Annotated in this window: 26 protein-coding genes; 19 read left to right on the top strand and 7 right to left on the bottom strand. The window is 69.5% G+C overall.

Annotated features, from left to right (window positions below):
* The first annotated feature begins 25 nt into the window (after positions 1-25).
* Both ACWDX9_RS10270 and ACWDX9_RS10265 read left to right on the top strand, forming a co-directional pair.
* Positions 26-559 carry an RNA polymerase sigma factor gene (locus ACWDX9_RS10270; RefSeq protein WP_449951378.1) on the top strand — a complete coding sequence of 178 codons (534 nt, stop codon included), beginning with the start codon at positions 26-28 and terminating at the stop codon, positions 557-559.
* Positions 556-1,452 carry a hypothetical protein gene (locus ACWDX9_RS10265; RefSeq protein WP_449951376.1) on the top strand — a complete coding sequence of 299 codons (897 nt, stop codon included), beginning with the start codon at positions 556-558 and terminating at the stop codon, positions 1,450-1,452. Before ACWDX9_RS10270 ends, ACWDX9_RS10265 begins: the two co-directional genes overlap by 4 nt.
* 6 nt (positions 1,453-1,458) lie before the next feature.
* Here ACWDX9_RS10265 and ACWDX9_RS10260 read toward each other — a convergent pair whose 3' ends face one another.
* Positions 1,459-2,418, bottom strand: coding sequence for an N-acetylglucosamine kinase (locus ACWDX9_RS10260; protein WP_449951374.1), 960 nt, complete (start codon positions 2,416-2,418; stop codon positions 1,459-1,461).
* 60 nt (positions 2,419-2,478) lie between these two features.
* Between ACWDX9_RS10260 and ACWDX9_RS10255 the strand changes: the two genes are divergently transcribed.
* From ACWDX9_RS10255 to ACWDX9_RS10230, 6 genes are all read left to right on the top strand, one after another.
* Positions 2,479-3,348: a MurR/RpiR family transcriptional regulator gene (locus ACWDX9_RS10255; RefSeq protein WP_355201494.1), complete on the top strand. Its 870-nt coding sequence runs from the start codon at positions 2,479-2,481 to the stop codon at positions 3,346-3,348.
* A complete protein-coding gene (locus ACWDX9_RS10250) occupies positions 3,345-4,094 on the top strand; it encodes a sugar isomerase domain-containing protein (RefSeq protein WP_449951371.1) in 750 nt (249 codons plus the stop codon). The genes ACWDX9_RS10255 and ACWDX9_RS10250 overlap by 4 nt, the downstream gene beginning before the upstream one ends.
* 75 nt (positions 4,095-4,169) lie before the next feature.
* Positions 4,170-5,525, top strand: coding sequence for a cellulose binding domain-containing protein (locus tag ACWDX9_RS10245; protein ID WP_449951369.1), 1,356 nt, complete (start codon positions 4,170-4,172; stop codon positions 5,523-5,525).
* A gap of 11 nt (positions 5,526-5,536) precedes the next feature.
* Positions 5,537-6,784 (top strand): extracellular solute-binding protein, encoded by a 1,248-nt coding sequence (locus ACWDX9_RS10240; protein ID WP_449951366.1) that lies wholly within the window; start codon positions 5,537-5,539, stop codon positions 6,782-6,784.
* Positions 6,785-7,666 carry a carbohydrate ABC transporter permease gene (locus ACWDX9_RS10235; protein WP_449951362.1) on the top strand — a complete coding sequence of 294 codons (882 nt, stop codon included), beginning with the start codon at positions 6,785-6,787 and terminating at the stop codon, positions 7,664-7,666.
* A complete protein-coding gene (locus ACWDX9_RS10230; RefSeq protein ID WP_350724538.1) occupies positions 7,663-8,481 on the top strand; it encodes a carbohydrate ABC transporter permease in 819 nt (272 codons plus the stop codon). Before ACWDX9_RS10235 ends, ACWDX9_RS10230 begins: the two co-directional genes overlap by 4 nt.
* Here the strand turns inward: ACWDX9_RS10230 and ACWDX9_RS10225 are convergent.
* Positions 8,471-9,445, bottom strand: a complete 975-nt coding sequence (locus tag ACWDX9_RS10225; RefSeq protein WP_449951359.1) for an N-acetylglucosamine kinase — start codon at positions 9,443-9,445, stop codon at positions 8,471-8,473. The genes ACWDX9_RS10230 and ACWDX9_RS10225 overlap by 11 nt on opposite strands.
* 79 nt (positions 9,446-9,524) lie before the next feature.
* On the opposite strand from ACWDX9_RS10225, the gene ACWDX9_RS10220 reads away from it, so the two are divergent.
* Genes ACWDX9_RS10220 through ACWDX9_RS10195 form a run of 6 tightly spaced genes read left to right on the top strand, consistent with a single transcriptional unit; the run spans position 9,525 to position 15,255 of the window.
* Positions 9,525-10,394 (top strand): MurR/RpiR family transcriptional regulator, encoded by an 870-nt coding sequence (locus ACWDX9_RS10220; RefSeq protein ID WP_397367560.1) that lies wholly within the window; start codon positions 9,525-9,527, stop codon positions 10,392-10,394.
* Positions 10,395-11,129 (top strand): sugar isomerase domain-containing protein, encoded by a 735-nt coding sequence (locus tag ACWDX9_RS10215; protein ID WP_449951356.1) that lies wholly within the window; start codon positions 10,395-10,397, stop codon positions 11,127-11,129.
* An 18-nt stretch (positions 11,130-11,147) separates the two neighbouring features.
* Positions 11,148-12,560, top strand: a complete 1,413-nt coding sequence (ngcE, locus tag ACWDX9_RS10210) for an N-acetylglucosamine/diacetylchitobiose ABC transporter substrate-binding protein (protein WP_449951354.1) — start codon at positions 11,148-11,150, stop codon at positions 12,558-12,560.
* Complete coding sequence (locus tag ACWDX9_RS10205) at positions 12,560-13,471, top strand: carbohydrate ABC transporter permease (RefSeq protein WP_449951352.1); 912 nt, start codon at positions 12,560-12,562, stop codon at positions 13,469-13,471. Before ngcE ends, ACWDX9_RS10205 begins: the two co-directional genes overlap by 1 nt.
* Complete coding sequence (locus tag ACWDX9_RS10200; protein WP_449951349.1) at positions 13,471-14,388, top strand: carbohydrate ABC transporter permease; 918 nt, start codon at positions 13,471-13,473, stop codon at positions 14,386-14,388. Before ACWDX9_RS10205 ends, ACWDX9_RS10200 begins: the two co-directional genes overlap by 1 nt.
* A 21-nt stretch (positions 14,389-14,409) precedes the next feature.
* Entirely contained in the window at positions 14,410-15,255 is an 846-nt protein-coding gene (locus ACWDX9_RS10195; protein ID WP_449951347.1) for a phosphotransferase family protein, read from the top strand.
* Between the two features lie 116 nt (positions 15,256-15,371).
* On the opposite strand, the gene ACWDX9_RS10190 is transcribed toward ACWDX9_RS10195, so the two are convergent.
* Positions 15,372-16,213 (bottom strand): IS5 family transposase gene (locus ACWDX9_RS10190; RefSeq protein ID WP_449951344.1). Its coding sequence is split into 2 segments (ribosomal slippage): positions 15,372-15,826 and positions 15,826-16,213, totalling 843 coding nucleotides; the frame shifts between segments, so codons are not numbered across the junction.
* An 87-nt stretch (positions 16,214-16,300) separates the two neighbouring features.
* On the opposite strand from ACWDX9_RS10190, the gene ACWDX9_RS10185 reads away from it, so the two are divergent.
* The 3 genes from ACWDX9_RS10185 (at position 16,301) to ACWDX9_RS10175 (ending at position 19,189) form a co-directional block, all read left to right on the top strand.
* The gene (locus ACWDX9_RS10185; protein WP_449951341.1) at positions 16,301-17,482 is read left to right on the top strand and encodes an IS701 family transposase; all 1,182 of its coding nucleotides are present in this window, start codon (positions 16,301-16,303) and stop codon (positions 17,480-17,482) included.
* 428 nt (positions 17,483-17,910) lie between these two features.
* Entirely contained in the window at positions 17,911-18,159 is a 249-nt protein-coding gene (locus tag ACWDX9_RS10180) for a helix-turn-helix domain-containing protein (protein ID WP_449951339.1), read from the top strand.
* A gap of 529 nt (positions 18,160-18,688) precedes the next feature.
* Positions 18,689-19,189 (top strand): hypothetical protein, encoded by a 501-nt coding sequence (locus tag ACWDX9_RS10175; RefSeq protein ID WP_449951336.1) that lies wholly within the window; start codon positions 18,689-18,691, stop codon positions 19,187-19,189.
* A gap of 187 nt (positions 19,190-19,376) precedes the next feature.
* Here ACWDX9_RS10175 and ACWDX9_RS10170 read toward each other — a convergent pair whose 3' ends face one another.
* From ACWDX9_RS10170 to ACWDX9_RS10160, 3 genes are all read right to left on the bottom strand, one after another.
* Positions 19,377-19,766, bottom strand: coding sequence for a VOC family protein (locus ACWDX9_RS10170; RefSeq protein WP_363967781.1), 390 nt, complete (start codon positions 19,764-19,766; stop codon positions 19,377-19,379).
* 115 nt (positions 19,767-19,881) lie between these two features.
* Positions 19,882-20,214, bottom strand: a complete 333-nt coding sequence (locus tag ACWDX9_RS10165; protein WP_449951334.1) for an L-threonylcarbamoyladenylate synthase — start codon at positions 20,212-20,214, stop codon at positions 19,882-19,884.
* Positions 20,215-20,227: 13 nt separating this feature from the next.
* Positions 20,228-20,854, bottom strand: coding sequence for a TetR/AcrR family transcriptional regulator (locus ACWDX9_RS10160; protein WP_449951331.1), 627 nt, complete (start codon positions 20,852-20,854; stop codon positions 20,228-20,230).
* A 102-nt stretch (positions 20,855-20,956) separates the two neighbouring features.
* Between ACWDX9_RS10160 and ACWDX9_RS10155 the strand changes: the two genes are divergently transcribed.
* Both ACWDX9_RS10155 and ACWDX9_RS10150 read left to right on the top strand, forming a co-directional pair.
* The gene (locus ACWDX9_RS10155; protein WP_449951328.1) at positions 20,957-21,889 is read left to right on the top strand and encodes an NAD-dependent epimerase/dehydratase family protein; all 933 of its coding nucleotides are present in this window, start codon (positions 20,957-20,959) and stop codon (positions 21,887-21,889) included.
* A gap of 333 nt (positions 21,890-22,222) precedes the next feature.
* On the top strand, positions 22,223-22,777 hold the full coding sequence (locus ACWDX9_RS10150) for a GNAT family N-acetyltransferase (RefSeq protein WP_449951325.1): 555 nt from the start codon (positions 22,223-22,225) through the stop codon (positions 22,775-22,777).
* Here ACWDX9_RS10150 and metE read toward each other — a convergent pair.
* Positions 22,765-23,799: 5-methyltetrahydropteroyltriglutamate--homocysteine S-methyltransferase (metE, locus tag ACWDX9_RS10145; protein ID WP_449951322.1), on the bottom strand; the 1,035-nt coding region annotated here is incomplete at its 5' end. The genes ACWDX9_RS10150 and metE overlap by 13 nt on opposite strands.

Raw genomic sequence — 23,799 nt, 5'->3', positions numbered from 1 at the left:
AGGAGGCCGACCATGGGGACCGCCCGTGGATGACGACCGGAGGACCCGGTTCGAGGCCGTTTACCAGCAGACGTACGAGCACATACTCGGCTACGCCATGCGCCGCTGCGACTCGCCGGAGGACGCGGCGGACGTGGTCGCCGAGACGTTCGCGATCGCCTGGCGCCGCATGGACGCGCTGCCGCCGGGCCGCGCGTCCAGATTGTGGCTGTACGGGGTGGCCAGGAACGTGCTGGCCAACCACCGCCGCGGCCAGGCCAGGCACCGCAACCACAGCACGGAGCTCGACGCCGACCTCGCCGACCTGTACGCGCACTCGCCCGAGACCAGCGTCGAGCTGGGCGCGATCGCGCGGGCGTTCGAGCAACTGTCCGAGGACGACAGGGAGCTGATCTCGCTGGTGGCCTGGGAGGGCCTGGACCGGGCCCAGATCGCCACCGTGCTCGGCTGCTCGCGCAACGCCGTCCGCATCCGCCTCCACCGGGCGCGCAAGCGCTTCTCCAAGGCGCTGGCCGCGGCGGGCGTGACCGTCAACCACCTGATCATGGAGTCCGCATGAACGAGTTGCAGCACCTCGCCAGGGTCCGCGACGAGGATCTGGCGGGCCAGGCGTCCGGCGCGGGGGCGCGGGCGCTCCTCGCCTCGATCACCTCCGAGGAGCCCGCCGCCGAGCCCGCCCGCCGCCGGACCCCTCGGTGGCGTACTCGCCTGGTCGTGGGCGCCGTGGCCGTCACCGGGCTCGCCGCGGCCGCCGTGATCGCCCCCGCCGTCCTCGGCCCGCGCGGCCCCGCCACCTCCTACGCCAACTCCGCCATCGACATCGAGCTGCGCGGCGACATGTACGTGGCCACCGTCAAGGACCCGTTCGCCGACTACGCCAAGTACACCGAGGGCTTCAAGGCCGTGGGCCTGAACGTGAACCTGGAGGTCGTGCCGGTCTCTCCCACCCAGGTGGGCCAGATCACGGGCATGCGGTTGAGCGGCCGGCTGGCGGACAACGGCGAGTCCATCACCAACGGCACGTCGCCCGAGGGCTGCCCGTTCGGCAGTGCGGGCTGCGCGATGACCGTCGAGGTGGCCCGCGGCTGGACCGGCTGGGCCTCGATCCGGCTGGGGCGGGCGGCGCGGCCGGGGGAGAGGTACCAGAACTGGCGCTCGGCCATGAAGAAGGGCGAGATGCTGGCGGGCTACCGCGCCGACGGGAAGACCGTGGGCGAGGTCATGGCCGAGGTTCGCCGGCGCGGCCTCGAGGCGGTCTTCCAGATCATCGCCCCCGCGCCGGACAACGACGGCTACGCGGTGGACCCGAAGCAGCAGTCGGCCAGGGTCGGCGACGACTGGATGGTCTGGGAGGTCCAGTCGGAGCAGGCCGGCGTCGTGCGCCTGATGGTGACCAAGGAACGGCTGCCGAAGAACCCCGTCTACGGCGACACGAAGATCCTGGACGAGTAGCCGGGATCAGACGGTGAAGGCGGCGTGCCGGGCCCGTGCCTCGGCCTCCGGGAGCAGGTCCCGGGCCGCCAGCCAGGCCGCCGCTCCCGCCGGGTCCCCCGCCGTGACGGCGTCCGCCAGGAGGTCGTGGATCGCTCGCTGGACCGGGCCCTCCGAGGTGAGCACGCCGCCTGCGAGCACGATGGGCAGGCCCGGCTCGTGCACCTGGGCCGCGGTGCCCGCCAGCCGGGCCGCGGCCTCGGCGACGAGGGCCCGCGCGACCGGATCGCCCGCCTCGGCGGCCTGGCTGACGAGGGGCGCCAGCTCGGCGAGCGCCAGCGGCGGCCGGGCGTGCACCGCCGCCGCGAGCTGCGCGACCGGATCCTCGTCCACGCCTTCGGGCAGCAACTGCCGGACGACGAGCTCCACCAGCCGCCCGCTCCCGGCGCTCCCGTCGCTTCGGGCGGTGAGGGCGGTGAGGGCGGTGAGGGCGGTGAGGGCGCGGACGGTGGCGCGGGCGGCGGCGTGGCCGAGCCAGAAGCCCGAGCCCTCGTCCCCGAGCAGCCACCCGTACCCGTCGGCGGTCGCCGTCTGCTCGTGATCGGTAATTTTTGCCGCGATCGCCCCCGTCCCCGAGATCAGCACGGTGCCCGATGGCGAGGAGGTGCCGGCCGCGAACGCGGTCACGGTGTCGCCGACGACCCGTACCGGCAGGCCCTGGGGGAGGAGCGGGCGCAGGACGCGCCCGGCCAGCTCCCGGCACGCCCCGGGATTCCCCGCCAGCCCCATCACCACCGCGCTGACGTGCGGTAACGAGGATGATGCCGCCTCCTGGACGGCGGCGGTCAGGTGCGCGCAGGCCCGGTCCATGCCGAGCGTCACCGGGTTGGCGCCGGGCGCGTGCCCCCGCCCCACCGGCGCCCCGTCCACCGTGAACAGCGCGGCCCGCGACGAGGTGCCGCCCGCGTCGATCCCGAGTACCAGCATGTCAAAAATTATTGCCCAAACGCCTTGACGGCACCAGATCTCGGTCATAATTTTCATCACGTGGAACTACTCAACCGCATCGAGGCCGAGCAGCGCGACATGCCCGAGGCGCTGCGCAAGGTGGCCGAGGTGATCCTGGCCGCGCCCGCCGAGGCCGCCCGGCTGACCATCGTCGACCTGGCCGAGCGGAGCGGGACGTCCACGGCGACCATCACGCGTTTCTGCCGCGCTCTCGGCTTCACCGGGTACGCCGAGCTGCGCGTGGCCGTCGCCACCGAGACCGGCCGCAAGGCCCAGCAGACCTGGCACACCGACATCGGCCAGGAGATCCTCCCCGACGACAGCCTCGACAAGGTGCTCGGCGTCGTGTCCGGCAACGACATCCGCCTGATCCAGGAGACCGCCGACCAGCTCGACCTGGCCGTGGTGGACAAGGCCGCCCAGGCGGTGGCCAGGGCCGGACGGGTGCTGCTGTTCGGCGTGTCGAGCAGCGCGGCGGTGGCCAGCGAGATGGAGTACCGGCTGCAGCGCATGCGCGTACCGACCTGGAGCAGGTCCGACGCCCACAGCGCGCTGACGGACGCCGCGCTGCTCGGACAGGGCGACGTGGCGATCGGGATCTCGCACAGCGGCCGGACGCGCGAGGTCATCGAGGTGCTCGCGGAGGCGAGCAGCCATGGCGCGATCACCGTGGCCGTCACCTCGCAGCCGCGCTCCCCGCTGGCCGAGGTGGCCGAGCTGGTGCTGACCACGGCCAGCCGCGCGACGAGCTTCAGGTCGGAGGGGTTCGCCGCGATCCACTCGCAGCTCCTGGTGCTCGACGTCGTGTACGTGTCGGTGGCCCAACGTACGTACGAGCGCACCAGGCAGGCATTCGACGTGACTGTCCGGGCGGTGGCCGGACATCGACTCCCGGAAGGGGATTTATGACAGTAGATCCAGCAAAGTTTGCTCAGCACATCGCCGACCTCGTCCGGACGATCCCGGAAGATCCGGAGATCGCCCGAGCCGCCGGCCTCTTCACCAAGGCGGTGAGCGCGGGCGGCGTCATCCAGGCGTTCGGCTCCGGCCACTCGGAGGCCGTCGCGATGGAGATCGCCGGCCGCGCCGGCGGCCTCGTCCCCACCAGCAAGCTCGCGCTCAGGGACCTCGTCCTGTACGGCGACGCCCCCCGCTCCGAGCTGGACCGCTACGACCTCGAACGCGACCCGTCCGTCGCCCGCGCCATCCTCGACCTGGCGCCCGTCCATCCCGGCGACCTGTTCGTCATCATCTCCAACTCGGGCGTCAACGGCGTGGTCGTCGAGCTGGCCACGCTCGTCAAGCAGCGCGGTCACGACCTGATCGCGATCACCTCGCGCGACCACGGCGAAGCCGTCGCGTCCCGCCACCCCTCGGGCCGCAAGCTTCTCGACCTGGCCGACGTCGTCCTGGACAACCGGGCGCCCTATGGCGACGCCGTGCTCCCCCTGCCCGACGCGGGCGCCTCCGTCGGAGCCGTCTCCACCATCACCTCGGCGCTGCTGGCCCAGCTCGTCGTGGCCCAGACCGTACGCAACCTGCTCGAAGCGGGCGAGGTGCCGCCGGTCTACCTGTCGGCCAACGTCCCCGAGGGCGACGCCCACAACCTCAAGCTGGAGGCGCTGTACGCCGGTCGCATCCGGCGCGGCGCCTGAGTCCTCCGCAAGCTGTCACGAGCTCTGTTCGGCATGCCCGGAATCCGGGGCCGGACCTCGCAAGGAGAACCCCCCATGTACCGAAATATCGGAAAAGTTGTCCTCTCCTTAGCCCTCCCTCTCGTCCTCGTCGTCGTGGCCCTGGTTGCTCCGGCCAGCGCCCAGCAGTCCGTACGCCTCCAGTACCGCACCAGCGCTCCCGGAGCCACCACCGCCCAGGCCGAGCCCTGGCTCCAGCTCTTCAACGACGGCACCACCACGATCCCGCTCAACCAGGTCAAGATCCGCTACTACCTGACCGGCGCGGAGACCTACCGCTTCGCCTGCTCCTGGGCCGTGGTGGGCTGCTCGACGGTGACCGGGCAGTTCGTCCGCCAGTCGGGCGCCGACCAGTACCTGGAGGTCGGCTTCAGCTCCGGCAACCTGGCCCCCGGCGCGAACACCGGCGACCTGCAGCTGCGCTTCTACCGCGCGGACTGGCAGACGTTCACGCAGAGCGACGACTACTCCTACGGGTCCAACACCGCCTACACGAACTGGGACAAGGTCACCGTCCACGTCAACGGCCAGCTCGCGTGGGGGCGGCCGAACGGCACCGAACCCACCCCCACTCCCACGCCCACGGTCCCCCCGACGGGCTCGGCAGGCGTGCTGTTCGACGACTTCACGTACACGGGGTCGAGCGACCCGCGCCTCGCCCAGCGCGGCTGGACGGTGCGCTCCAGCTCCGGCGGCCCCGGCGTGCCCGGCGCCGCCTGGTCGCCCTCGGCGGTCTCGTTCCCGGGCGGCCTGCTGACGCTCGACTCCACCACGAACGGCACCGCCGCCGGCACCGTGCAGACCGAGCTGTCCACCGCGAACCGCAAGTTCTTCGAGGGCACCTACGCCGCCCGCGTCCGCTTCAGCGACGCCCCGACCGGTGGCCCCGACGGCGAGCACGTGGTGCAGACGTTCTTCACCATCACCCCGCTGCGCTACAACCTGGACCCCGACTACGGCGAGCTCGACTTCGAGTACCTGCCGAACGGCGGCTGGGGCGAGCCGTCCAACATCCTCTACACCACCAGCTGGGAGACCTACCAGGCCGACCCGTGGCAGGCCGTCAACACCCACACCGAGGAGCGCGCGAGCTTCGCCGGCTGGCACGACCTCGTGATCCAGGTCTCCGGCGGCCGGATCAGGTACTACGTGGACGGCCGCCTATTCGCCGACCACGGTGACATCTACTATCCCGAGACGCCCATGTGGATCATGTTCAACCAGTGGTTCATCGATCTTCAGGCCGCCACGGGGACGCGTACGTACCGGCAGCAGGTGGACTGGCTCTACTACAGCAAGAACGAGGTCGTCCCGCCCGCCGACGTCACCGGCCGCGTCGCCTCCCTGCGCGCCGCCGGCACCTCCTTCACGGACACCGTCCCCAACCCGTGACAAGGATCGCCATGAAGAACCGCATCCTGGCCCTGGCGGCCGTGTTCGCGGTGGCCGCGTGCGGCGCCGCCGAGGAGCCCAAGGCGTCCGCGGGGCCCGCCAGGCTCACCGTCTGGATCATGGACGGCAGCGTCACGCAGGACCTGCTGAAGAAGTTCGAGACCGAGTACGAGGCGGCGCACAAGGGCGTGGACCTCGCCATCCAGATCCAGGCGTGGGACGGCATCGGCGAGCGCGTCACCGCGGCCCTGGCCAGCACCGACGCCCCCGACGTGATCGAGGTGGGCAACACCCAGGTCGCCCAGTACTCGGCCAGCGGCGGCGTCACGGACCTGACCGGCAAGATCGCCGAGCTCAAGGGCGAGGACTGGCTGCCGGGCCTGGCCCAGCCGGGCAAGGTCGACGGCAAGCAGTACGGGGTCCCCTGGTACGCCGCCAACCGCGTGGTCGTCTACAACAAGGACCTGTTCGCCGGGGCCGGCATCAAGGAGCCCCCGAAAACGCGGGATGAATGGCTAAATATCACCGCAAAGCTAAATAAAAACGGAAATCAGGGCATCTATCTGACCGGGCAGACCTGGTACGCCCTGGCCGGCTTCATCTGGGACGAGGGCGGCGACCTGGCCGTCCAGGAGGGCGGCAAGTGGAAGGGCGCCCTCGACACCCCGCAGGCCCTGGCCGGGATGGACTTCTACCAGCGCCTCCAGGCCCTCGGCAAGGGCCCCAAGGACGCCGACGAGGCCAACCCGCCCCAGCACGAGGTCTTCGCCCAGGGCAAGGTGGCCCAGATCATCGCCGTCCCCGGCATCGCCGCCCGCGTCCTGGAGGTGGACCCCAAGCTGAAGGACAAGATGGGCTTCTTCCCCATCCCGGGCAAGACGGCCGACAGGCCCGGCACCGTCTTCACGGGCGGCTCCGACCTGATCATCCCGGCCGCGTCCAAGCGCCAGGAGGCGGCGTACGAGCTGGTCCGGGCCCTGTCCGGGGAGCAGTTCCAGACCGAGCTGGCCAAGACGATGAGCTTCGTGCCCAACCGCACCTCGCTGGCCGGCGTGCTGGACGGCGACGAGGGCACCGCGGCCATGGCGAAGGGCGCCGCGGGCGGCCGCGCCACCCCGAACACCCCCAACTGGGCCGCCGTCGAGGCCACCTCCGTGATCAAGCAGTACATGACCGCCGTGCTCACCGGCGCCGACCCCGCGACGGAGGCGAAGAAGGTCTCGGAGTCCATCACCACGACCCTGAACAGCGGGTCCTGAATGCGCGGCACCAGGAGCCCGTGGCCCTACCTGCTCATCGCGCCCACGGTGGCGGGCGGGGCCTTCCTCCTGCTCTACCCGATGCTCAAGGCCGTGGTGATCTCCTTCCAGCACTTCCGCATGGGGGAGCTGATCAGGGGCGGCGCGGCCTTCGCCGGTCTGGACAACTACGCCGAGCTGCTGGCCGGCGAGGAGTTCTGGCGGGTGCTGTGGCGCACGCTGGGATGGACCGCGATCAACGTGGTGCTGATCGTGGTCCTGTCCACCGGCGTGGCGCTGATGCTCGCCCGCCTGCGCCGCGGGCTGCGCCTGGCCCTGATGAGCGCCCTCGCCCTGGCCTGGGCCACCCCGATCATCGCGGCCACGACGGTGTTCCAGTGGCTGTTCCAGTCGGAGCTCGGCGTGGTGAACTGGCTGCTGGTCGCGCTCGGGTTCGACTCCTTCCGCGGCTACCCGTGGTTCGCCGACGGCACGGCCACGTTCGCCGTGCTCGTGGTCCTCGTCGTGTGGCAGTCGGTGCCGTTCGCCGCGCTCACCCTCTACGCCGGGCTGACCACCATTCCGGTGGAGCTGTACGAGTCCGCCCGGATCGACGGCGGCACCGGCCGGCAGGTCTTCTGGAAGGTCACCCTGCCGATGCTGCGGCAGCTGTTCGCCCTGGTCGCCTCGCTGGAGGTGATCTGGGTGGCCAAGTGCTTCCCGCAGATCTGGGTGCTCAGCCAGGGCGGCCCGGACGGCGCCACGACCACCCTTCCGGTGTACGCGTTCAAGATCGCCCGGGTGCTGCACCGGTACGACCTGGGCTCGGCGGTCGCCATGCTCACCGTCGTCATCCTCGCCGTCGCCCTGGTCAGCAACCTGCGAAGGATGGTCCGCCAGTGAAGAGGCTGACGCTCAACGCGGCCGCGGTCGTCGTGCTCGTGATGACGATCTTCCCGGTCTACTGGATGTTCCTGACCGCGTTCAAGCCGACCGGGGAGATCCAGGCGGCCACGCCGACGTTCTGGCCGGCGCACCCGACCCTGGAGCACTTCGTGACGGCGGTGAACGCGCCGGGGTTCTGGACCTACTGGCGCAACAGCCTCGTCGTCACCGTGGTCGCGGTGCTGGTCGCGCTGGTGACGGCGCTGCTGGCGGCGTTCGCGGTGGCCAGGATGCGCTGGCGGGGGAGAGGGGCGTTCGTGATCGCGGTGTTCGCGGCGCAGATGGCGCCGTGGGAGGCGCTGCTGGTGCCGGTGTTCATCATCGCCAGGGACACCGAGTTGCTGGACTCGCTGGCGATGCTGACCGGCGTCTACTTCATGATCACGTTGCCGTTCACGATCGTGACGCTGCGCGGGTTCCTGGCCGCGATCCCGCCGGAGCTGGAGGAGGCGGCGCAGGTGGACGGGTGCGGCCGCCTGGCCGCCTTCCGGCGGGTGGTCTTCCCGCTGCTGGCGCCCGGGCTGATGGCGACGTCGCTGTTCGGGTTCATCACGGCGTGGAACGAGTTCGCGTTCGTGAACGTGCTGATCATCAAGGACCAGGACAAGCGCACGCTGCCGGTGTGGCTGTCGTCCTTCCGTGACGTCTTCGGCACGGACTGGGGCGCCACGATGGCCGCCGCCAGCCTGTTCGCGCTGCCCGCGCTGCTGCTCTTCCTGTTCCTGCAGCGCCGGGTGGGCACCGGGATGACGGCGGGGGCCGTCAAGGGCTGACGGCGGTGAACGCGGCGTGCAGGGCCTTCGCGTCCGCCTCCGGGAGCAGGTCCCGGGCCGCCAGCCAGGCCGCCGCGCCCGCCGCGTCCCCCGCCGTCGTGACGTTCTTGTCCGCCAGCAGCTTCACCACCGCCTGGCGCACCGGACCCTCGCTGGTCAGCACGCTTCCGGCGAGCACCACCGGACCGGACACGTGTACGCGTCCGAGGGTGGCGACCAGGCGCTCGGCGGCCTCGCGCGTGACCTTGAGCGCCGCCTCGTCGCCTGCCTCGGCGGCCTGGCTGACCAGCGAGGACAGCGCGGCCAGGCGCATGTGGTCGGCCTGCGCCAGCCGGACGATGCGATCGGCGACGGCACGCGGCGCGGCGGGCCGCTCGTCGCCGAGGAAGTGCTCGACCACGAGCTCGGCCAACATGCCGCCACCCTTGATGCGGTCGTCGGGCGGGACCGGCATGCCGCGGTCCAAGACCTCGACCACCCCCTTGACGGCCTGGCGGCCGATCCAGAAGCCCGACCCCTCGTCGCCCAGCAGCCAGCCCAGCCCGTCGGCGATGGCGTCGAGCCGGAAGTCCACGATCCTGGCCGCCACCGCCCCCGTGCCCGACAGCAGCAGCGAGCCGTCGGGCTCCGGCGAGCCCGCGGCGTAGGCGATCGGCGTGTCGCCCATGTAGCGCGGCCCCTCCGCGATGCCGTGCCCGGCCCAGACCTTCGCCAGCTCGGGCACCATCTCCGCCACGTGCCCCGCCACCCCGGTCAGCGACGCCACGACCCGCCGGCCGTCATGCGCCCCCAGCGCCTCACCGAGCGCGGCGGCCACGTTGGTCACCGCCTTGCCCAGCCCGTGAGCAGTGGGATTGCCCGCGCCGGCCCGGGCGTAGCCGACCCTGGTGCCGTCGAGCGCGTGGACGGCGACCCGCGTGGACGTGGCCCCGGCGTCGACACCGACCACTAGCGATTCAGTCACGGTCCGAGTCTGGGGGTTGACGCGGACCGGAAGCAAGAATAATTTTCGCCAGAAGACCGGGTATTCGGAAGGAATATTCGTGACTTCAGGAGCGCTTGGGCGCGTCGAAACAGAACTACCCGGTTTGCCGGAAGCTTTGCGCAGAGTCGGCGAGGTGATTCTCGGCGATCCTGCCGAGGCGGCGCGTTCGACCATCATCGCGCTCGCCGAGCGGGCCGGCAGCTCGCCGGCGACCGTGACGAGGTTCTGCCGGGCGTTCGGCTTCTCGGGGTACGCCGAGCTGCGCGTCGCGCTCGCCACCGAGACCGGCCGGGCCGCGCAGGCGGGGTGGGGAGCGGGCGTCGGCCACGAGATCGGCCCGGACGACCCGCTCGACTCGGCCATCGAGGTGATGGCCGCCGCCGACGCCCGGCTCATCCAGGACACCGCCGCGCAGCTCGACCTCGACATCGTCGCCAAGGTGGCCGACGCGATCGTGGCCGCGCCGCGCGTGCTCCTGGTCGGCGTCTCCACCAGTGGCAACGTCGCCGCCATGTTCGAGGGCCGGCTGCGCCGCATCGGCGTGCCCGGCTGGAGCGCCGGCGACGCGCACGTGGCCCTGTCGGAGGCGGCCCTGCTCAAGGAGGGTGACGTGGCCATCGGCATCAGCCACCGGGGCCGCACCCGCGAGGTCATGGAGGCGCTGGCCGAGGCCGGCAGCCACGGCGCGCTGACGGTCGCGGTCACCTCCTTCGCCCGCTCGCCGCTGGCCGAGCTGGCAGACCTGGTGCTGACCACGGCCAGCAGGGAGACCACGTTCCGGCTCGGCGGGCTGGCCGCCGTCCATTCGCAGCTGTTCGTGCTGGACGCCGTGTACGTGGCGGTGGCCCAGAGCACCTACGAACGCACCAACGAGGCGTTCGAGCGCACGATCAGCGCCGTGGAGAGCCATCGGGTGGAGAGAGGCTGAATGACGTACGCAACCGAGGTCCTCGATCTGGCACGCCAGGTCACGGAGAGCCAGGCCGAGCCGGTACGGGAGGCGGCCGCGCTGATCGTGGCCTCGATCCGGGCGGGCGGCGTGGTCAACGCGTTCGGCTCGGGACACTCCGAGGCCATCGCCATGGAGATCGCCGGACGGGCCGGCGGCCTCGTCCCCAGCAACCGCCTCTCGCCCAGGGACCTCGTCCTGTACGGGGGCCACGCGCCCGGCGTGCTGACCTCCGAGCTGGAGCGCGACCCGGCCATCGCGCACGAGATCTACGACCTGGCGCCGGTGGCACCGCAGGACGTGTTCGTGCTGATCTCCAGCTCCGGCGTGAACGGCACGGTCGTCGAGCTGGCCACGCTCGTCAAGGAGCGCGGGCACCCGCTGATCGCGCTCACCTCGGTCAAGCACAGCACCCAGATGACCTCGCGCCACCCGTCGGGCCGCAAGCTGCTCGACCTGGCCGACGTCGTGCTGGACAACGGGTCGCCGTACGGCGACGCCATCCTCGAGCTGCCCGGCGGCGGCAGGTACGGAGCCGTGTCCACGGTCACCTCCGCGCTGCTCGCGCAGATGGTGGTCACCCGGGCGGTGGACGAGCTCGTGGCCATGGGCGAGACGCCCCCGATCTACATGTCGGTCAACGTGACCGGCGGCGACGAGCACAACAAGGCCCTGGAGAGCCGCTACGCGGGCCGTATCCGACGCGGATCATAGAAAGTCAGGAGCAGTCATATGCCTAACACCCCCCATATCAGCCGGCGTGAACTCCTTCGCGGCGCCGCACTCGTACCCGTGGCGGGGGCGCTGGCCGCCTGCGCCACACCGGCCGCCAAGCCCACCGCGTCGTCCTCGGCGGCGCCGGTCGCGACCAGCGCGGCCAACCCGTTCGGCATCGCGGACAACAAGCCGCTGGAGGTGTGGATCTTCGACGGCGGCTTCGGCCAGGACTACGCCAAGAACATCCACCAGCCGCTCTTCAAGAGCAAGCACCCGAACGTCGAGATCAAGCACAACGCGACCAAGGAGATCACCAAGGTCCTCCAGCCGCGCTTCGCCGGCGGCAACCCGCCGGACGTGATCGACAACTCCGGCGCCAACGCCATGGACTTCGGCGCGCTCGCCCAGGACGGTCAGCTCCAGGACCTCACCCCGCTGCTCGACGCGCCCAGCTGGGACGACCCGAACACCAAGGTCCGCGACACCATCGACCAGGCCGTCATCGACCTCGGCACGTACGACGGCACCTTCAGCGTGCTCGGCTACGTGAACTACATCTTCGGCATCTGGTATTCGCAGAAGGCCTTCCGCGACAACGGCTGGGAGGCCCCGAAGACCTGGGACGAGTTCCTCAAGCTCTGCGAGACCATCAAGAAGTCCGGCAAGATGGCGCCCTTCACCTATGCCGGGAAGTTCCCGCAGTACCTGTACGAGCCGCTGCTCACCATGGCCGCCAAGATCGGCGGCGCCGAGGTGCTCGTCAACATCGACAACCTCGAGGACGGCGCCTGGAAGAGCGACGCCATGAAGACCTCGGCCACCGCCTGGGCCGAGATCGGCGCCAAGTACCTCATGGAGGGCACCGCCGGCCTCGACCACGTGCAGACCCAGACGGCCCAGAACAAGTACAAGGTCGCCATGCTGCCCTCCGGCTCCTGGCTGGAGAACGAGCAGAAGACGACCACCCCGGCCGACTTCGAGTACGGGATGTTCCCGATCCCCGACTTCGGCAGCTCCGACAAGCTGCCGTACGGCACCCTGCACAGCCAGCCGAGCGAGAACTTCATCGTGCCCTCCAAGTCCCCCAACCCGCAGGGCGGCATGGAGTACCTGCGGGCCATGCTGTCGAAGAAGGCGGCGGGCGACTTCAGCGAGATGGTCAAGACGGTCTCCGTGATCAAGGGCGCGGGCGAGGGACGGCAGCTGTCGCCGGGCGCCGAGAGCGCGACCAAGGCGTTCGCCGCCGCGGGCACGAACGTCGTCTACTACCGCTGGCAGACCTGGTACGCCCAGCTCAAGGACGAGGCCATCGCCGCCACCGGCGAGCTGATGACCGGCGGGCTCAAGCCGGACGCCTACCTCGAGCGCCTGCAGAAGAAGGCCGACGAGATCAAGAACGACTCCTCGATCAAGAAGTACAAGCGTTGATGATCTTCAACAGGTATCGCCGCGGGCTGTTCATCACCTCGTTCCTGGCAGCCCCGGTGATCCTTTACCTGGTCTACGTGATCTCGCCGTACATCCAGGCGTTCTACATCGCGATGACCGACTGGCGCGGCGTGACGGCCACGCCCGCGTTCATCGGCCTGGACAACTTCAAGCGGCTCTTCGGCGACGGCACGTTCTGGAAGGCCGTCACGCACAACGGCGCGCTGCTCGTGCTGCTGCCGCTGATCACGATCGTCATCGCCCTGTTCTTCGCCTTCCTCCTCAACGTGGGCGGCGCGCAGGGCACGTCGGGGATCCGCGGGTCGAAGTTCTACCGCGTGGTGTTCTTCTTCCCGCAGGTCCTGGCCGTCACGGTGGTGGCGGTGCTGTTCCAGCAGGTGTTCCGGCCGGACGGCAGCGGCATGCTGAACGGCCCGCTGATGGCGCTCGGGGTCAGGCCGATCGGCTTCCTGTCCGATCCCGACGTGGCGTTCTGGTCGGTGCTGGGCGTCATGGTGTGGCAGGCGGTCGGCTTCTACGTGGTGCTCTTCTCCGCCGGCCTGGCCTCCATCCCCAGGGACATGTTCGAGGCCGCGCAGATCGACGGGGCCGGCCGGGTGAGCCTGTTCTTCCGCATCACGCTGCCGCTGCTCTGGGACACCGTACAGGTGGCCTGGGTCTATCTGGGGATCCTGGCGCTGGACGTGTTCGCGATCGTCTGGGTGATGACAGACCAGCACGGCGGCCCCGACTGGTCGACCACGGTCATGGCCGCCGAGATCTACCGCAACGCGTTCCAGTACTTCCGCTTCGGCTACGCCTCGGCGCTGGGCGTGATCATGTTCCTCTTCACCGTCGGCTTCGCGATCCTCTCGCTGCGCCTCTCGCGGCGCGAACGAATCGAGTACTGATGACAACGACGATCTCGTGGACGGCGGCGAACTCCCGCAAGCTCGCCCGCCAGGAGCGCAGGCGCCGGCTCGGCCCGCTGGGCGTGCTGACGCATGTCGCGCTGCTGGTCTGGGCGCTGCTGGTGATCGTGCCGATCCTGTGGACGTTCCTGGCCTCGGTCAAGAGCGAGGACGAGATCTTCGGTGACGCCTGGTCGCTGCCGGCCACGCTGCACTGGGACAACTTCGCCAGGGCCTGGGAGCAGGCGCACATCGGGCAGTACATGCTCAACAGCGTCATCGTCGTGGCGTTCAGCACGTTCGGGACGATGCTCATCGGGTCGATGGCGGCGTACGTGCTGGCGCGTTATCCCTTTCGCGGCAACCGGGCGATCTACCTGCTCTTCGTCTCGGGTCTGGCCTTTCCCGTCTACCTGGCCCTGACCCCGCTCTTCTTCGTCGTCCAGAACATGGGCAGCGTGCCGCTCATCGGCCCCTTCATCGGCCTGAACACGCACGCGGGCCTGGTCCTGGTCTACATCGCGTACTCGATGCCGTTCACGGTCTTCTTCCTGTCGGCGTTCTTCCGCACGCTGCCCACGGCGGTGGGGGAGGCGGCGATGGTGGACGGCGCGTCGCACACCCGCGTCTTCTTCCAGATCATGCTGCCGATGGCCAAGCCGGGCATCATCAGCATCACGATCTTCAACATCCTGGGTCAGTGGAACCAGTACCAGCTGCCCCTGGTGCTGCTGCAGGAGCGCGACAAATGGGTCCTCCCCATGGGCATCGCCGACATCTCCACCGCCGCCGGATACGACCAGGACTGGTCGGCCCTCTTCGCCGCCCTGACCCTGGCGATCCTGCCGATGCTGGCGGTCTACACGGTCTTCCAACGCCAGATCCAGAGCGGCCTGACCTCTGGAGCCCTCAAGTAGCGGGGGCTTAGGCTACGGGGTGTGACTGGCGAAATCCGCGCGCTGCTGGCCCGCCATCTCCCCGACTATCGGGTGCGCTCCATCGATCGGCTGGGCCAGGGCCTCGACAACACGGTGTACGAGGTCAACAACGAATTACTGGTACGGCGTAACAAGGCGGCGACCCCCGAGGAGAACCGCCAGGAGGTCGCCCGCCTGGCGGCCGTCAGGGAGCTGTCCCCGCTACCGGTCCCCGAGGTGGTCTTCGCCGACGACGAGTCGGGGGCGATCGCGTACAGCAAGCTCCCGGGCGAGCCCCTCAACCGGCACCCCGCCGCCGACCCCCGGCTCCTGGCCCAGCCCCTGGCCGAGTTCCTCAGCGCTCTGCACGGCGCCTCCCCTGACAGGATGCGCGACCTGGCACCGGTGGACACCTATCCGGCGCTGACCCTCCTCCAGGACGCCGAGCTCGACTACCGCGACGTCGAGTCCCACGTCCCGGAAGAACAGCGCCACCTGGTGGAGCGCTTCCTGCGGGAGCCGCCGCCGGACGAGGCCGGCGAGCTCCGCTTCTGCCACAACGACCTGGGCACCGAGCACCTGCTGGCGGACGCGGCCACCAGCACGATCACCGGCGTCATCGACTGGACCGACGCCGCCATCACCGACCCCGCCCACGATTTCGCCCGGATCTTCCGCGACCTGGGGCCGGAGGTCTTCGAGCTGACGGCGTCGCACTACGCCTTCTCCCTCGACGAGGCGGCCCGCGCCCGGGTCCTCTTCTACGCGAGGTGCGCACTCATCGAGGACCTGGCGTACGGCCTGAGCACGGGCCCCCACCACTACGCCGAAGCCGCCCTGACCCACCTGTCCTGGACCTTCGAGTAGGTGGCGCAAGGCCACCCACCCGTTGCCCGGTTACCGGGTGGGACTGCTGGACCCCGCCCCGGGGCCAAAGGTCTTCGCCGGGAGCGCTTCGCGCTTAGAGGTCCTAACAGAAAAGATCAACGGACGAGGCGTCGCCAGCAGATGATTGCCGCGGCAAGCTTCATGAACGCTTCGTGGATGTCGTCGCGAACCTCCCAGCGGATGCGCAGACGGCGGAACCAATGCAGAAGCGCGATCGTCCGCTCGACTACCCACCGGTGGATGCCCAGGCCGGAGCCGTGCGGGGTGCCGCGTCGGGCGATGATGGGTTTGATGCCGGTGCGCCAGACCAGGCGGCGGTACTTGTCGTGGTCGTAGCCACGGTCGGCATACAAGCAGTCCGGCCGCTTACGCGGTCGGCCGACGCGGCCGCGTACCGGCGGGATGGCCTTGAGCAAGGGCAGGAGCTGGGTGACGTCGTTGCGGTTGCCGCCGGTCAGGGAGACGGCGAGGGGGATGCCGCCTCCGTCGGTGATGACGTGGTGTTTCGAGCCCGGCTTGGCGCGGTCGACCGGGCTCGGCCCGGTTTTGGGCCGCCCTTGAGAGCCCGGACGTGCGAGCTGTCGATCAGCGCCTTGGACCAGTCGAGCTGGCCGGCGGCGTGCAGTTCGGCGAGCAGGACCTGGTGCAGCCGGTCCCAGACACCGGCCGTGTGCCAGTCGCGCAGCCGCCGCCAGCAGGTCATCCCTGAGCCGAAGCCCAGTTCCTGAGGCAGGAACTCCCACGGGATCGCGGTGTAGAGCACGAACAAGATGCCCTGCAACGCCAGCCTGTCATCCAGTCGCTTTCGGCCTGGATGGCGCCGGCGCCGCTCCACCTTCGGCAGCAGCGGCTCGATCCGCTCCCACAGGCTGTCTGGCACGATCCACGGCAGTTGCTCGCCCTTCTTCACGCGAAGATCAACGACCAGGAGCGCCATGAGACACGGCTCTAGATCATTTTGTTAGGACCTCTAATACTCCAGCATCACTTTGTGATCTTTGGTGTGTAACGTGCCGCTCTTGTGATGGATCATGATGTCGCCGCGTGGGTGGCAGGGTTGGATGACCTGTTCGCTCGGGTGGCGAGCCGGTTCGGGCGGCCGGAGCCGCGGCGGCGGGCGCGGGCGTATGTTCGGGGGCTGCTGGCGCCGCTTGAGGGCAAGAATGGGTGGACACTGGCCGAGGCGGCGGGCGAGAGTAACCCGCTGGGGATGCAGCGGCTGCTGAATGCGGCCCAGTGGGACGCTGATGCGGTGCGCGATGATCTGCGTGCTTACGTAGTCGAGCACCTGGGCGCGCGTGATGGTGTGCTGGTCGTGGACGAGACCGGGTTCATCAAGAAGGGCGACAAGTCCGCCGGGGTCCAGCGCCAGTACTCCGGCACAGCCGGGCGGATCGAGAATTGCCAGCTGGGTGTGTTCCTGGCGTATGCGACCAGCGCCGGTCGCACCCTGGTAGATCGGGAGCTGTATCTGCCCAAGTCGTGGATCGGTGATCGCGACCGGTGTGCCGAGGCGGGAATCGGGCCCGCGGTGGAGTTCGCCACCAAACAGGTGCTGGCGCGCCGGATGCTGACCCGGGCGATCGAGGCTGGGGTGCCGGCCGCGTGGGTGACCGCCGATGAGGCGTATGGCCAGGACTACAAGTTCCGCGTCTTTCTCGAGCAGCACCGCATCGGCTATGTGGTGGCGGTGCCGCGCAGTCAGGCGATCAGTGGGGGCCTCGGCCCGCGAGCACGGGCCGAAAGCCTGGTCGCCGAGGTGCCGGCGTCCTCTTGGAAGCGGCTCTCGGCCGGTCAGGGGGCCAAGGGGCCGCGCCTGTATGACTGGGCGATGGCCACCTTGCCGATCATCCGCGAACCGGAGGAGGGGTATGAGCGGTGGATCCTCATCCGCCGCAGCATCGCTCATCCCGACGAGGTGGCCTTCTACCTCGGCTTCGGCCCAGCCGACACTACGATCGACGAACTGGTGAAGGTTGCTGGAAGCCGCTGGGCCATCGAGGAGTGTTTCCAGAGCGCCAAGACCCAGGTCGGACTGGATCAGTACCAAGTTCGCCGTTACGAGGCCTGGTATCGGCACATCACCTTGGCGATGCTCGCCCACGCCTATCTTGCCGTCACTGCAACAAACAGCCGGTCGAAACGGATCGGGACGGCCTCGTCCCCCTCTCGATGGGAGAGGTCCGGCGTCTACTGGCACACATGATCACACGACCACCCGACCTTGATCAAATCCGAACGTGGTCGCATTGGCGCCGTCGCCACCAGTACACAGCCAAGATCAGCCACTACCGCCGAAGACAGCCAGAGATCACAAAGTGATGCTGGAGTACTAAGGGAGCTCAGCCGCCGCCCCCAGTCGGGCCTGGTCCCGACCCCTGGAGGCCTTCGCTCCGCGAAGACGTCCTTATCCAGGCAGGCTCCGCCTGCGCAGCGCTCCAGTGCTGGTCGCAGGTGACAAAGCGGGACAGTGGAACGCCTGGTACAGGAGGGCCATCCCGCTCGCCGAACAGCGGTACGAGATTTACGTGAAGGAACGCCGCGCGGAAGAGGAAGGCCGATCATGACAGGTTACGTACGCTGGAAGGACATTCGGGCCCCGAATACGTCAGCCGCGCCGGTGGTGAGGAAGCTGTGGAGGCGGGCAAGCAGGAGCTGCTCGCTGAGGTCCAAGGCCACCGCCTTGCTGAGATCCGCCGCGGCCGAGGTCTGACTCAGCGGGATCTGGCCGAGCGCATGGGAGTTACCAAGGGCCGTATTTCGCAGATCGAGCAGGGCAAGATCTCGGGGCAAGACGTCCTCGCTCGCTACGCCAGCGCCCTTGGCGGACGGCTGCACCAGGCGATCTACTTCGACGACGGCGATATTGCCGCTATCGCGTGATCTGCGGCTGAAACGGGTCGCGAAGGGCTGGGGTATCACGGTTTGCTGCCGGAGTCGGCTGTCGTGAAGCAAACCGGGAGAGAGCGTCGGAATGCCGCGATGACTTCGAGTTGTCGTTCGCTTCGCCCCCGCCCACCCGCCGCCGCCTCACCGAATGCCGGGCCGGCGTCACTCATCCGCTAGTTGTGCGACCCGTTGGAAGCGGAGGGTAAACTTCAAGACGCCCAGAGTTACAGTCGCGGTGTGCGGAGCAGCCGGTCATGGCACACCCGATTCCTGCGCTGGACGCCGTGACGGCCCTTGTGCCCCTTCGTGGCTCTGCGGCGGCAGTCTCCTCTCTGCTGGCGACTGCCCGGGCGACCGGCACGCGTGTGAGCCGCACCAAGCCCTGCCATCTCCTCTATCTGGCCGATCTCCGCGCCGTCGAGAAAGGACTGCCCGCCGGCTCCGGCCTCGAATGGCGTTGGAGAGCCAGCGGTCCTCACAGCTTTCGTCTGGTCGAGGTCGAGCGTGACCTTCGTGAGGGGGCGTGAGCGCCGGGCCGACGCGCGGCTCGACCTTGCTGGAGGGCCACCTCTGCCCGATCTGGGCTCCGGACTGGCTGCCCTCCGCCAGTGGGTCGAGCGTAATCCGCTGCCTGAAGATGAGCCTGGCGGCATCGAGGATCTCGCGGAAGAGATCCGGTACCTCGCACAGCATCGGGTGGATTGTCGTATCTCTGGCTCCATTCCTGATCAAACACCACCCCGCCGCGCGCACTCTGGTCATCGGCATGCCTGAGATCTTTCCCTGGGTTCGCCACCTCACGGCAGACGAACTGCGCGCCTTCACCCTCGAACTGGTCGAGACGCTTTCCGATGCTGCTGAGCCGACAGTCGACACCACGAGGCAGGAGGTCATCGCCGGGTGGCGGGCAACAGCCCGCATCAAGGCGGATCCCGCATGCTACGCCGAGGCTCGCAAGGCCACCACGGGCGACTTCGGGCCGGTTGAGATTTCGGTGTGGGCCCGAAGCGCGGGGACGGAGTAACGGTGCCACCCACGGATGATGAATGGGACGTGCGGACTGCGGCTCAAATCCGGCTGGGCGGGGACGTCGTTCCGCGTCGTTTGGGGCGCAGAACGGTTCGCGATGAGGCCTGTGTCCGGCTGACGGACGAGGCGGCGAAAACGCGGCGTTCCAGGGGAAGCTGGGCTCCGCCGCCGGCCAGGTGGTGTCAGTCGTCCCAGCGTTGGGCGTTCTGGTCGTTCAGGGAGCCCGGGGGCTGGGGGATGACGCAGAAGGGCAGCCCGGCGGGGTCCTCCATGACGCACCAATGGTCGTTGACCAGCCGCAGCCGCCGGGCTCCGAGGGCCTCCAGGCGTGCGGTCTCCGCCTCCAGGTCGTCGGTGTGGATGTCGAGATGGACGCGTGCGGGGCCGGTCCCGAGTCGCTGGACGAGCAGGGCGAAGACGTCACCAGGTAAGAAAGCGCCGTGGTACTCCGGGTACCGCTCGAACTGGGTCAGCGTCTGACCGGTCGCCTCCTGCCAGAACGTCATCTCCTTGTCGTGATCGCCCTCCGGGACGTCGATCACAACCTTGTAGAGCCTGCTGTAGTGCGTCATGTCCCCCATCCTCCTGGACGGGGGACATCGTCGGGACGGGGTGTTCGCCGGGTCCTGCCGGGGGGCGAGGGAGATTCGTACTTCGGCGAACGAACGGCGTCGCGGCGCCCCGCCGTCAGCGGCCGAGGAGGGAGAGTGCTCCGGCGCCCAGCGGGCCGAGCCACTGGGCGATGCGGCTCAGGGCGTCGATCAACGTGGCGCCGGCGCCGGCGAGCGCTCCGGCGCGTTCCAGCATGAGGTCATCCCCGACCCTGATCGCGGCGACGGGATGGTCGGGCACGCGCACGGCCACCGTCTCCAGCCCGCCGGACGCCTCCAGCGGCACCCGGCGGCTGCGCCGCAGGACCAGCGTGAGCGGCCCCGGCCAGAACCGCTCGGCCGGCAGGCGCGCCGTCTCGGGCACCTCCTGGCCGGCCGCCTGCTCGATGTCGCTGGTCGGTGCCGTCACCCGCGCCGTCCTCTCACCGTTCCTCGCTTCCCTGGTCGGCTGCACTGGCGCCACGGTGGCCTCGGAGGGCGGCCTCCAAGGCGAGGCGCCAGTGGCGGTCGGCCTGATCGCGGTCGCCCAACCTGCCGTACAGCTCCAGGCTGGCCAGGCCGTGAACCAGGGCGTTGAGATGGACAGCGATGCCGAGCGGGTCGACTGGAGCGAACCGGCCGCTGTCCACGCATCGCGCCACGGCCCGGACGAGGGTGTCGAACGTTCCCTGGATCTGCGCCAGGGCCGCCTCGTCGGGACGGAAGTCAGGCACTGGGTGGCCGAACATCAGCTCATACAGGTGGGGATTGGCCAGCGCAGAGGCCCGATATGCGTGCCCGAGCTCCATCAGATCGGCTTCGGGATCTCCGTCACAAGGGACGGTGGCGAACTGCTCGGCCAACCGTGCGAACCCCTCCAGGAACATCGCGCGCAGCAGCCCGGGCTTGCCACCGAACAGGTTGTACACGGCGGTCGTGGAGGTGCCGACCTCACCGGCGATCCGCCGGGTACTGAGGGCTTGCGGGCCCTCCTCGGCAAGTATGCGCCCAGCGGCGTCCAGGAGATCACGGCGCAGTGCTTCGTAGTCGCGGGTACGGGGACGTGCCATGTTGACAAACCTATCATAACGCTGTTTTATAACACTGTTCCTAAACCCCTCCTCGCGCCGTGGCCAATCGTGCCGCGTGGTGGTAGATCCGAAAGGCCCACGATGTCTGATCTGCACGTTGTCTTGGGAGCCAGCGGCGCCGTCGGTGCTGCGGTCGTCCGTGAACTCGCATCCCGTGGACACCGCGTCCGCGCCGTTTCCCGCAACACCTCGGTGCCGGAACTGCCGGGCGTGCAAGCCCTGCGGGAAGATGTCACCACCGCCGGCGGCGCGGCGGCCGCCTGTGCGAGCGCGGCCGTCGTCTACCACTGCGCCGCACCCGCCTACCACCGGTGGGTGCAGGAGTTTCCCGGGCTGACCGCGGCGATCCGCCAGGGCGCAGCCGGCGCGAAGCTGGTCTTCGCCGACAACTTGTACATGTACGGTCCGGTGGACGCGCCCATGACCGAGGACCTGCCGTACGCCTGGCGCACCCCCATGAGCCGAGTTCGCGCCGAGATGGCCGAGTCGCTCCTGGCCGCGCACCGCGTCGGCGACCTGCGCGTCGCCATCGGCAGGGCCTCCGACTATTACGGTGCCGGCGGCGTCAACAGCACGGTCGGCGCCACCGTATTCGGGCAGGCGACTCGCGGCCGGACCATCCGCTGGGCCGGGTCGCTGGACCAGCCGCACTCGTTGAACTACCTGCCTGACATCGCCCGTGCCCTGGTCACGCTAGGGACAGACGAGCGGGCCGACGGCCAGGTCTGGCACCTGCCGGCCGACCGGCCTGTGACCGGGCGAGAGTTCATCGATCTGATCTCCGCCGAGCTCGGGCATCCGGTGAAAGCCGCGGCCCTCGGCCGTCCCATGCAGCGCGTCCTTGGGCTGTTCAACCCCACCATCCGGACCCTCGGCCAGACCTGGTACCAGCGAGACCGCCCATTCGTCGCTGACACCTCCAAGTTCACCCACACCTTTGGGCCGCTCTCCATGACCCCGCACCGTGAGGCCATCGCCGCCACTCTCGACTGGTACCGCACCCACCCCTCGTGACCGGATGTCGGTGAGAAATGTCCGGGCATCGCGGAGGCGCGGGGTGCCGAGCTGGCCGATCCCCCAGGTGCGGTCGACACGATCTGGGCGTTCCTGCACGGCTGCGTGTCGCTGGCGATGGCGGGCAGGATCGCCGACGGGACGGAGCGCTCCAGAACGCTCATGCTGAACGCCCTGGAGCCGATGTTCGTCGCCCAACTGCGACAATAGCCAGATCTTGCTCCTGGCGATCGGGCGCGGTGTGCGAGTGCGACTCGTCGCGGTAGAGCGAGGCCTGCGCCTGCCGGGAAAACCGTTGGTCATGGGCTGCGGGGGCGTGGTTTGCTGCCGGGCATGACGTCGGCATGGGTAGGTCGGCTCGTCCGGTTGCGCGCCATCGAGCCCGAGGACTGGGAGGCGTTCCACTCCTTCGACGAATACTCCGACGCGGTCAGGAGCGGAGAGCAGCTCCATCCGCCGCAGTCGGCGGCGCGGGCCAGGAAGTGGGCCGCCGAGCTGGCCGAGCGGACCCAGGGCCTGGACGATGTGCGCCTGGTGATCGCCACCCGGGACGGGAACACCCCGGTCGGCATGATGAACACGCACAGCGTCGACCGGGTGCACGGCACCTTCGCGTACGGGATCGGCATCGGCACGCCCCACCACCGCAAGGGGTACGCCGGTGACGCCGTCGTCCTGCTCCTCAGGTACATGTTCTTCGAGCGCCGCTTCCAGAAGGCCGAGGCGTGGGTCTTCGGATCCAACGAGGCGTCGCTGGCGCTGCACCGGCGGCTGGGGTTCGTCGAGGAGGGCCGCCGGCGCAGGAGTCACTACGCCAACGGCCGTTACGACGACGAGGTCCTGTTCGGGATGACGATCGAGGAGTTCGCAGAACGCTACGCCTCCTGAAGAGCGTCAAGGTCCGCACGGACCCGGCGGGTGGCCGTGACCACGTTCGCCAAGGACGCCTCCACCTGCTCGTACGTCCGGGTCTTCAGCCCGCAGTCCGGGTTGACCCATACCCGCTCCACCGGCAGCGCCGCCAGCGTCCGGCGCAGCAGGTCCTCGACCTCCGAGGCCGCGGGCACCCGCGGCGAGTGGATGTCGTAGACGCCGGGCCCGAGCCCTCGCCCGAAGGTCCCGACCGTGCCCAGGATGCGCGCGCCCGAGCGGGCCGACTCGATGGTGGTCACGTCGGCGTCCAGGCCGTCGATGGCGGCCAGGATCTGGTCGGCGTCCGAGTAGCACAGGTGGGTGTGGATCTGCGTGCGGTCGCCGGCCCCCGACGTGGCCCGGCGGTACGCGGCCACCGCCCACTCCAGGTAGTCGGCCTGCGCGGCCCGCCGCAGGGGGAGCAGCTCGCGAAGGGCGGGTTCGTCCACCTGGATGACCGACACCCCGGCCGCCTCCAGGTCGCGGACCTCCTCCCGGACGGCGTCCGCCACCTGGAACACGACGTCGCGCAGCGGCAGGTCGTCGCGGACGAAGGACCAGGCCACGATGGTGACGGGTCCGGTGAGCATGCCCTTGACCGGCTTGTCCGTGAGCGACTGCGCGTACGTGGCCCACCGCACCGTGATCGGCGACGGGCGGCCGACGTCCCCGTGCAGGATCGGCGGCCGGGTGCAGCGGGAGCCGTACGACTGGACCCAGCCGTTCCTGGTGACGGCGAACCCGTCGAGGTGCTCGGCGAAGTACTGCACCATGTCGTTGCGCTCCGGCTCCCCGTGTACGAGGATGTCGAGCCCGAGGCGTTCCTGGACCCGGATGACACGCTCGATCTCGGCCTCGACCTGCCGCTCGTAGTCGGCCTGCGAGAGTGTGCCCGAAGCGAGCGCGGCCCGGGCGGCGCGCAGCGAGCCCGTCTGCGGGAACGAGCCGATCGTGGTGATCGGCAGCGCGGGCAGCCGCAGGTGCTCGGCCTGCGCCGC

This window comes from Nonomuraea sp. NPDC003201, from assembly GCF_053590415.1.
The sequence above is the reverse complement of the archived record's forward strand: the minus strand, read 5'-3'. Positions and strand labels throughout refer to the sequence as shown.

Coding starts and splice junctions, on each gene's coding strand:
- ACWDX9_RS10260 (WP_449951374.1), bottom strand. CDS start 2,418: ATGCTGGTACTCGGGATCGACGCGGGCGGCACCTCGTCGCGGGCCGCG.
- ACWDX9_RS10155 (WP_449951328.1), top strand. CDS start 20,957: ATGTCTGATCTGCACGTTGTCTTGGGAGCCAGCGGCGCCGTCGGTGCT.
- ACWDX9_RS10250 (WP_449951371.1), top strand. CDS start 3,345: ATGACAGTAGATCCAGCAAAGTTTGCTCAGCACATCGCCGACCTCGTC.
- ACWDX9_RS10200 (WP_449951349.1), top strand. CDS start 13,471: ATGACAACGACGATCTCGTGGACGGCGGCGAACTCCCGCAAGCTCGCC.
- ACWDX9_RS10160 (WP_449951331.1), bottom strand. CDS start 20,854: ATGGCACGTCCCCGTACCCGCGACTACGAAGCACTGCGCCGTGATCTC.
- ACWDX9_RS10170 (WP_363967781.1), bottom strand. CDS start 19,766: ATGACGCACTACAGCAGGCTCTACAAGGTTGTGATCGACGTCCCGGAG.
- ACWDX9_RS10235 (WP_449951362.1), top strand. CDS start 6,785: ATGCGCGGCACCAGGAGCCCGTGGCCCTACCTGCTCATCGCGCCCACG.
- ACWDX9_RS10265 (WP_449951376.1), top strand. CDS start 556: ATGAACGAGTTGCAGCACCTCGCCAGGGTCCGCGACGAGGATCTGGCG.
- ACWDX9_RS10185 (WP_449951341.1), top strand. CDS start 16,301: ATGGATCATGATGTCGCCGCGTGGGTGGCAGGGTTGGATGACCTGTTC.
- ACWDX9_RS10150 (WP_449951325.1), top strand. CDS start 22,223: ATGACGTCGGCATGGGTAGGTCGGCTCGTCCGGTTGCGCGCCATCGAG.
- ACWDX9_RS10215 (WP_449951356.1), top strand. CDS start 10,395: ATGACGTACGCAACCGAGGTCCTCGATCTGGCACGCCAGGTCACGGAG.
- ngcE (WP_449951354.1), top strand. CDS start 11,148: ATGCCTAACACCCCCCATATCAGCCGGCGTGAACTCCTTCGCGGCGCC.
- ACWDX9_RS10245 (WP_449951369.1), top strand. CDS start 4,170: ATGTACCGAAATATCGGAAAAGTTGTCCTCTCCTTAGCCCTCCCTCTC.
- ACWDX9_RS10240 (WP_449951366.1), top strand. CDS start 5,537: ATGAAGAACCGCATCCTGGCCCTGGCGGCCGTGTTCGCGGTGGCCGCG.
- ACWDX9_RS10205 (WP_449951352.1), top strand. CDS start 12,560: ATGATCTTCAACAGGTATCGCCGCGGGCTGTTCATCACCTCGTTCCTG.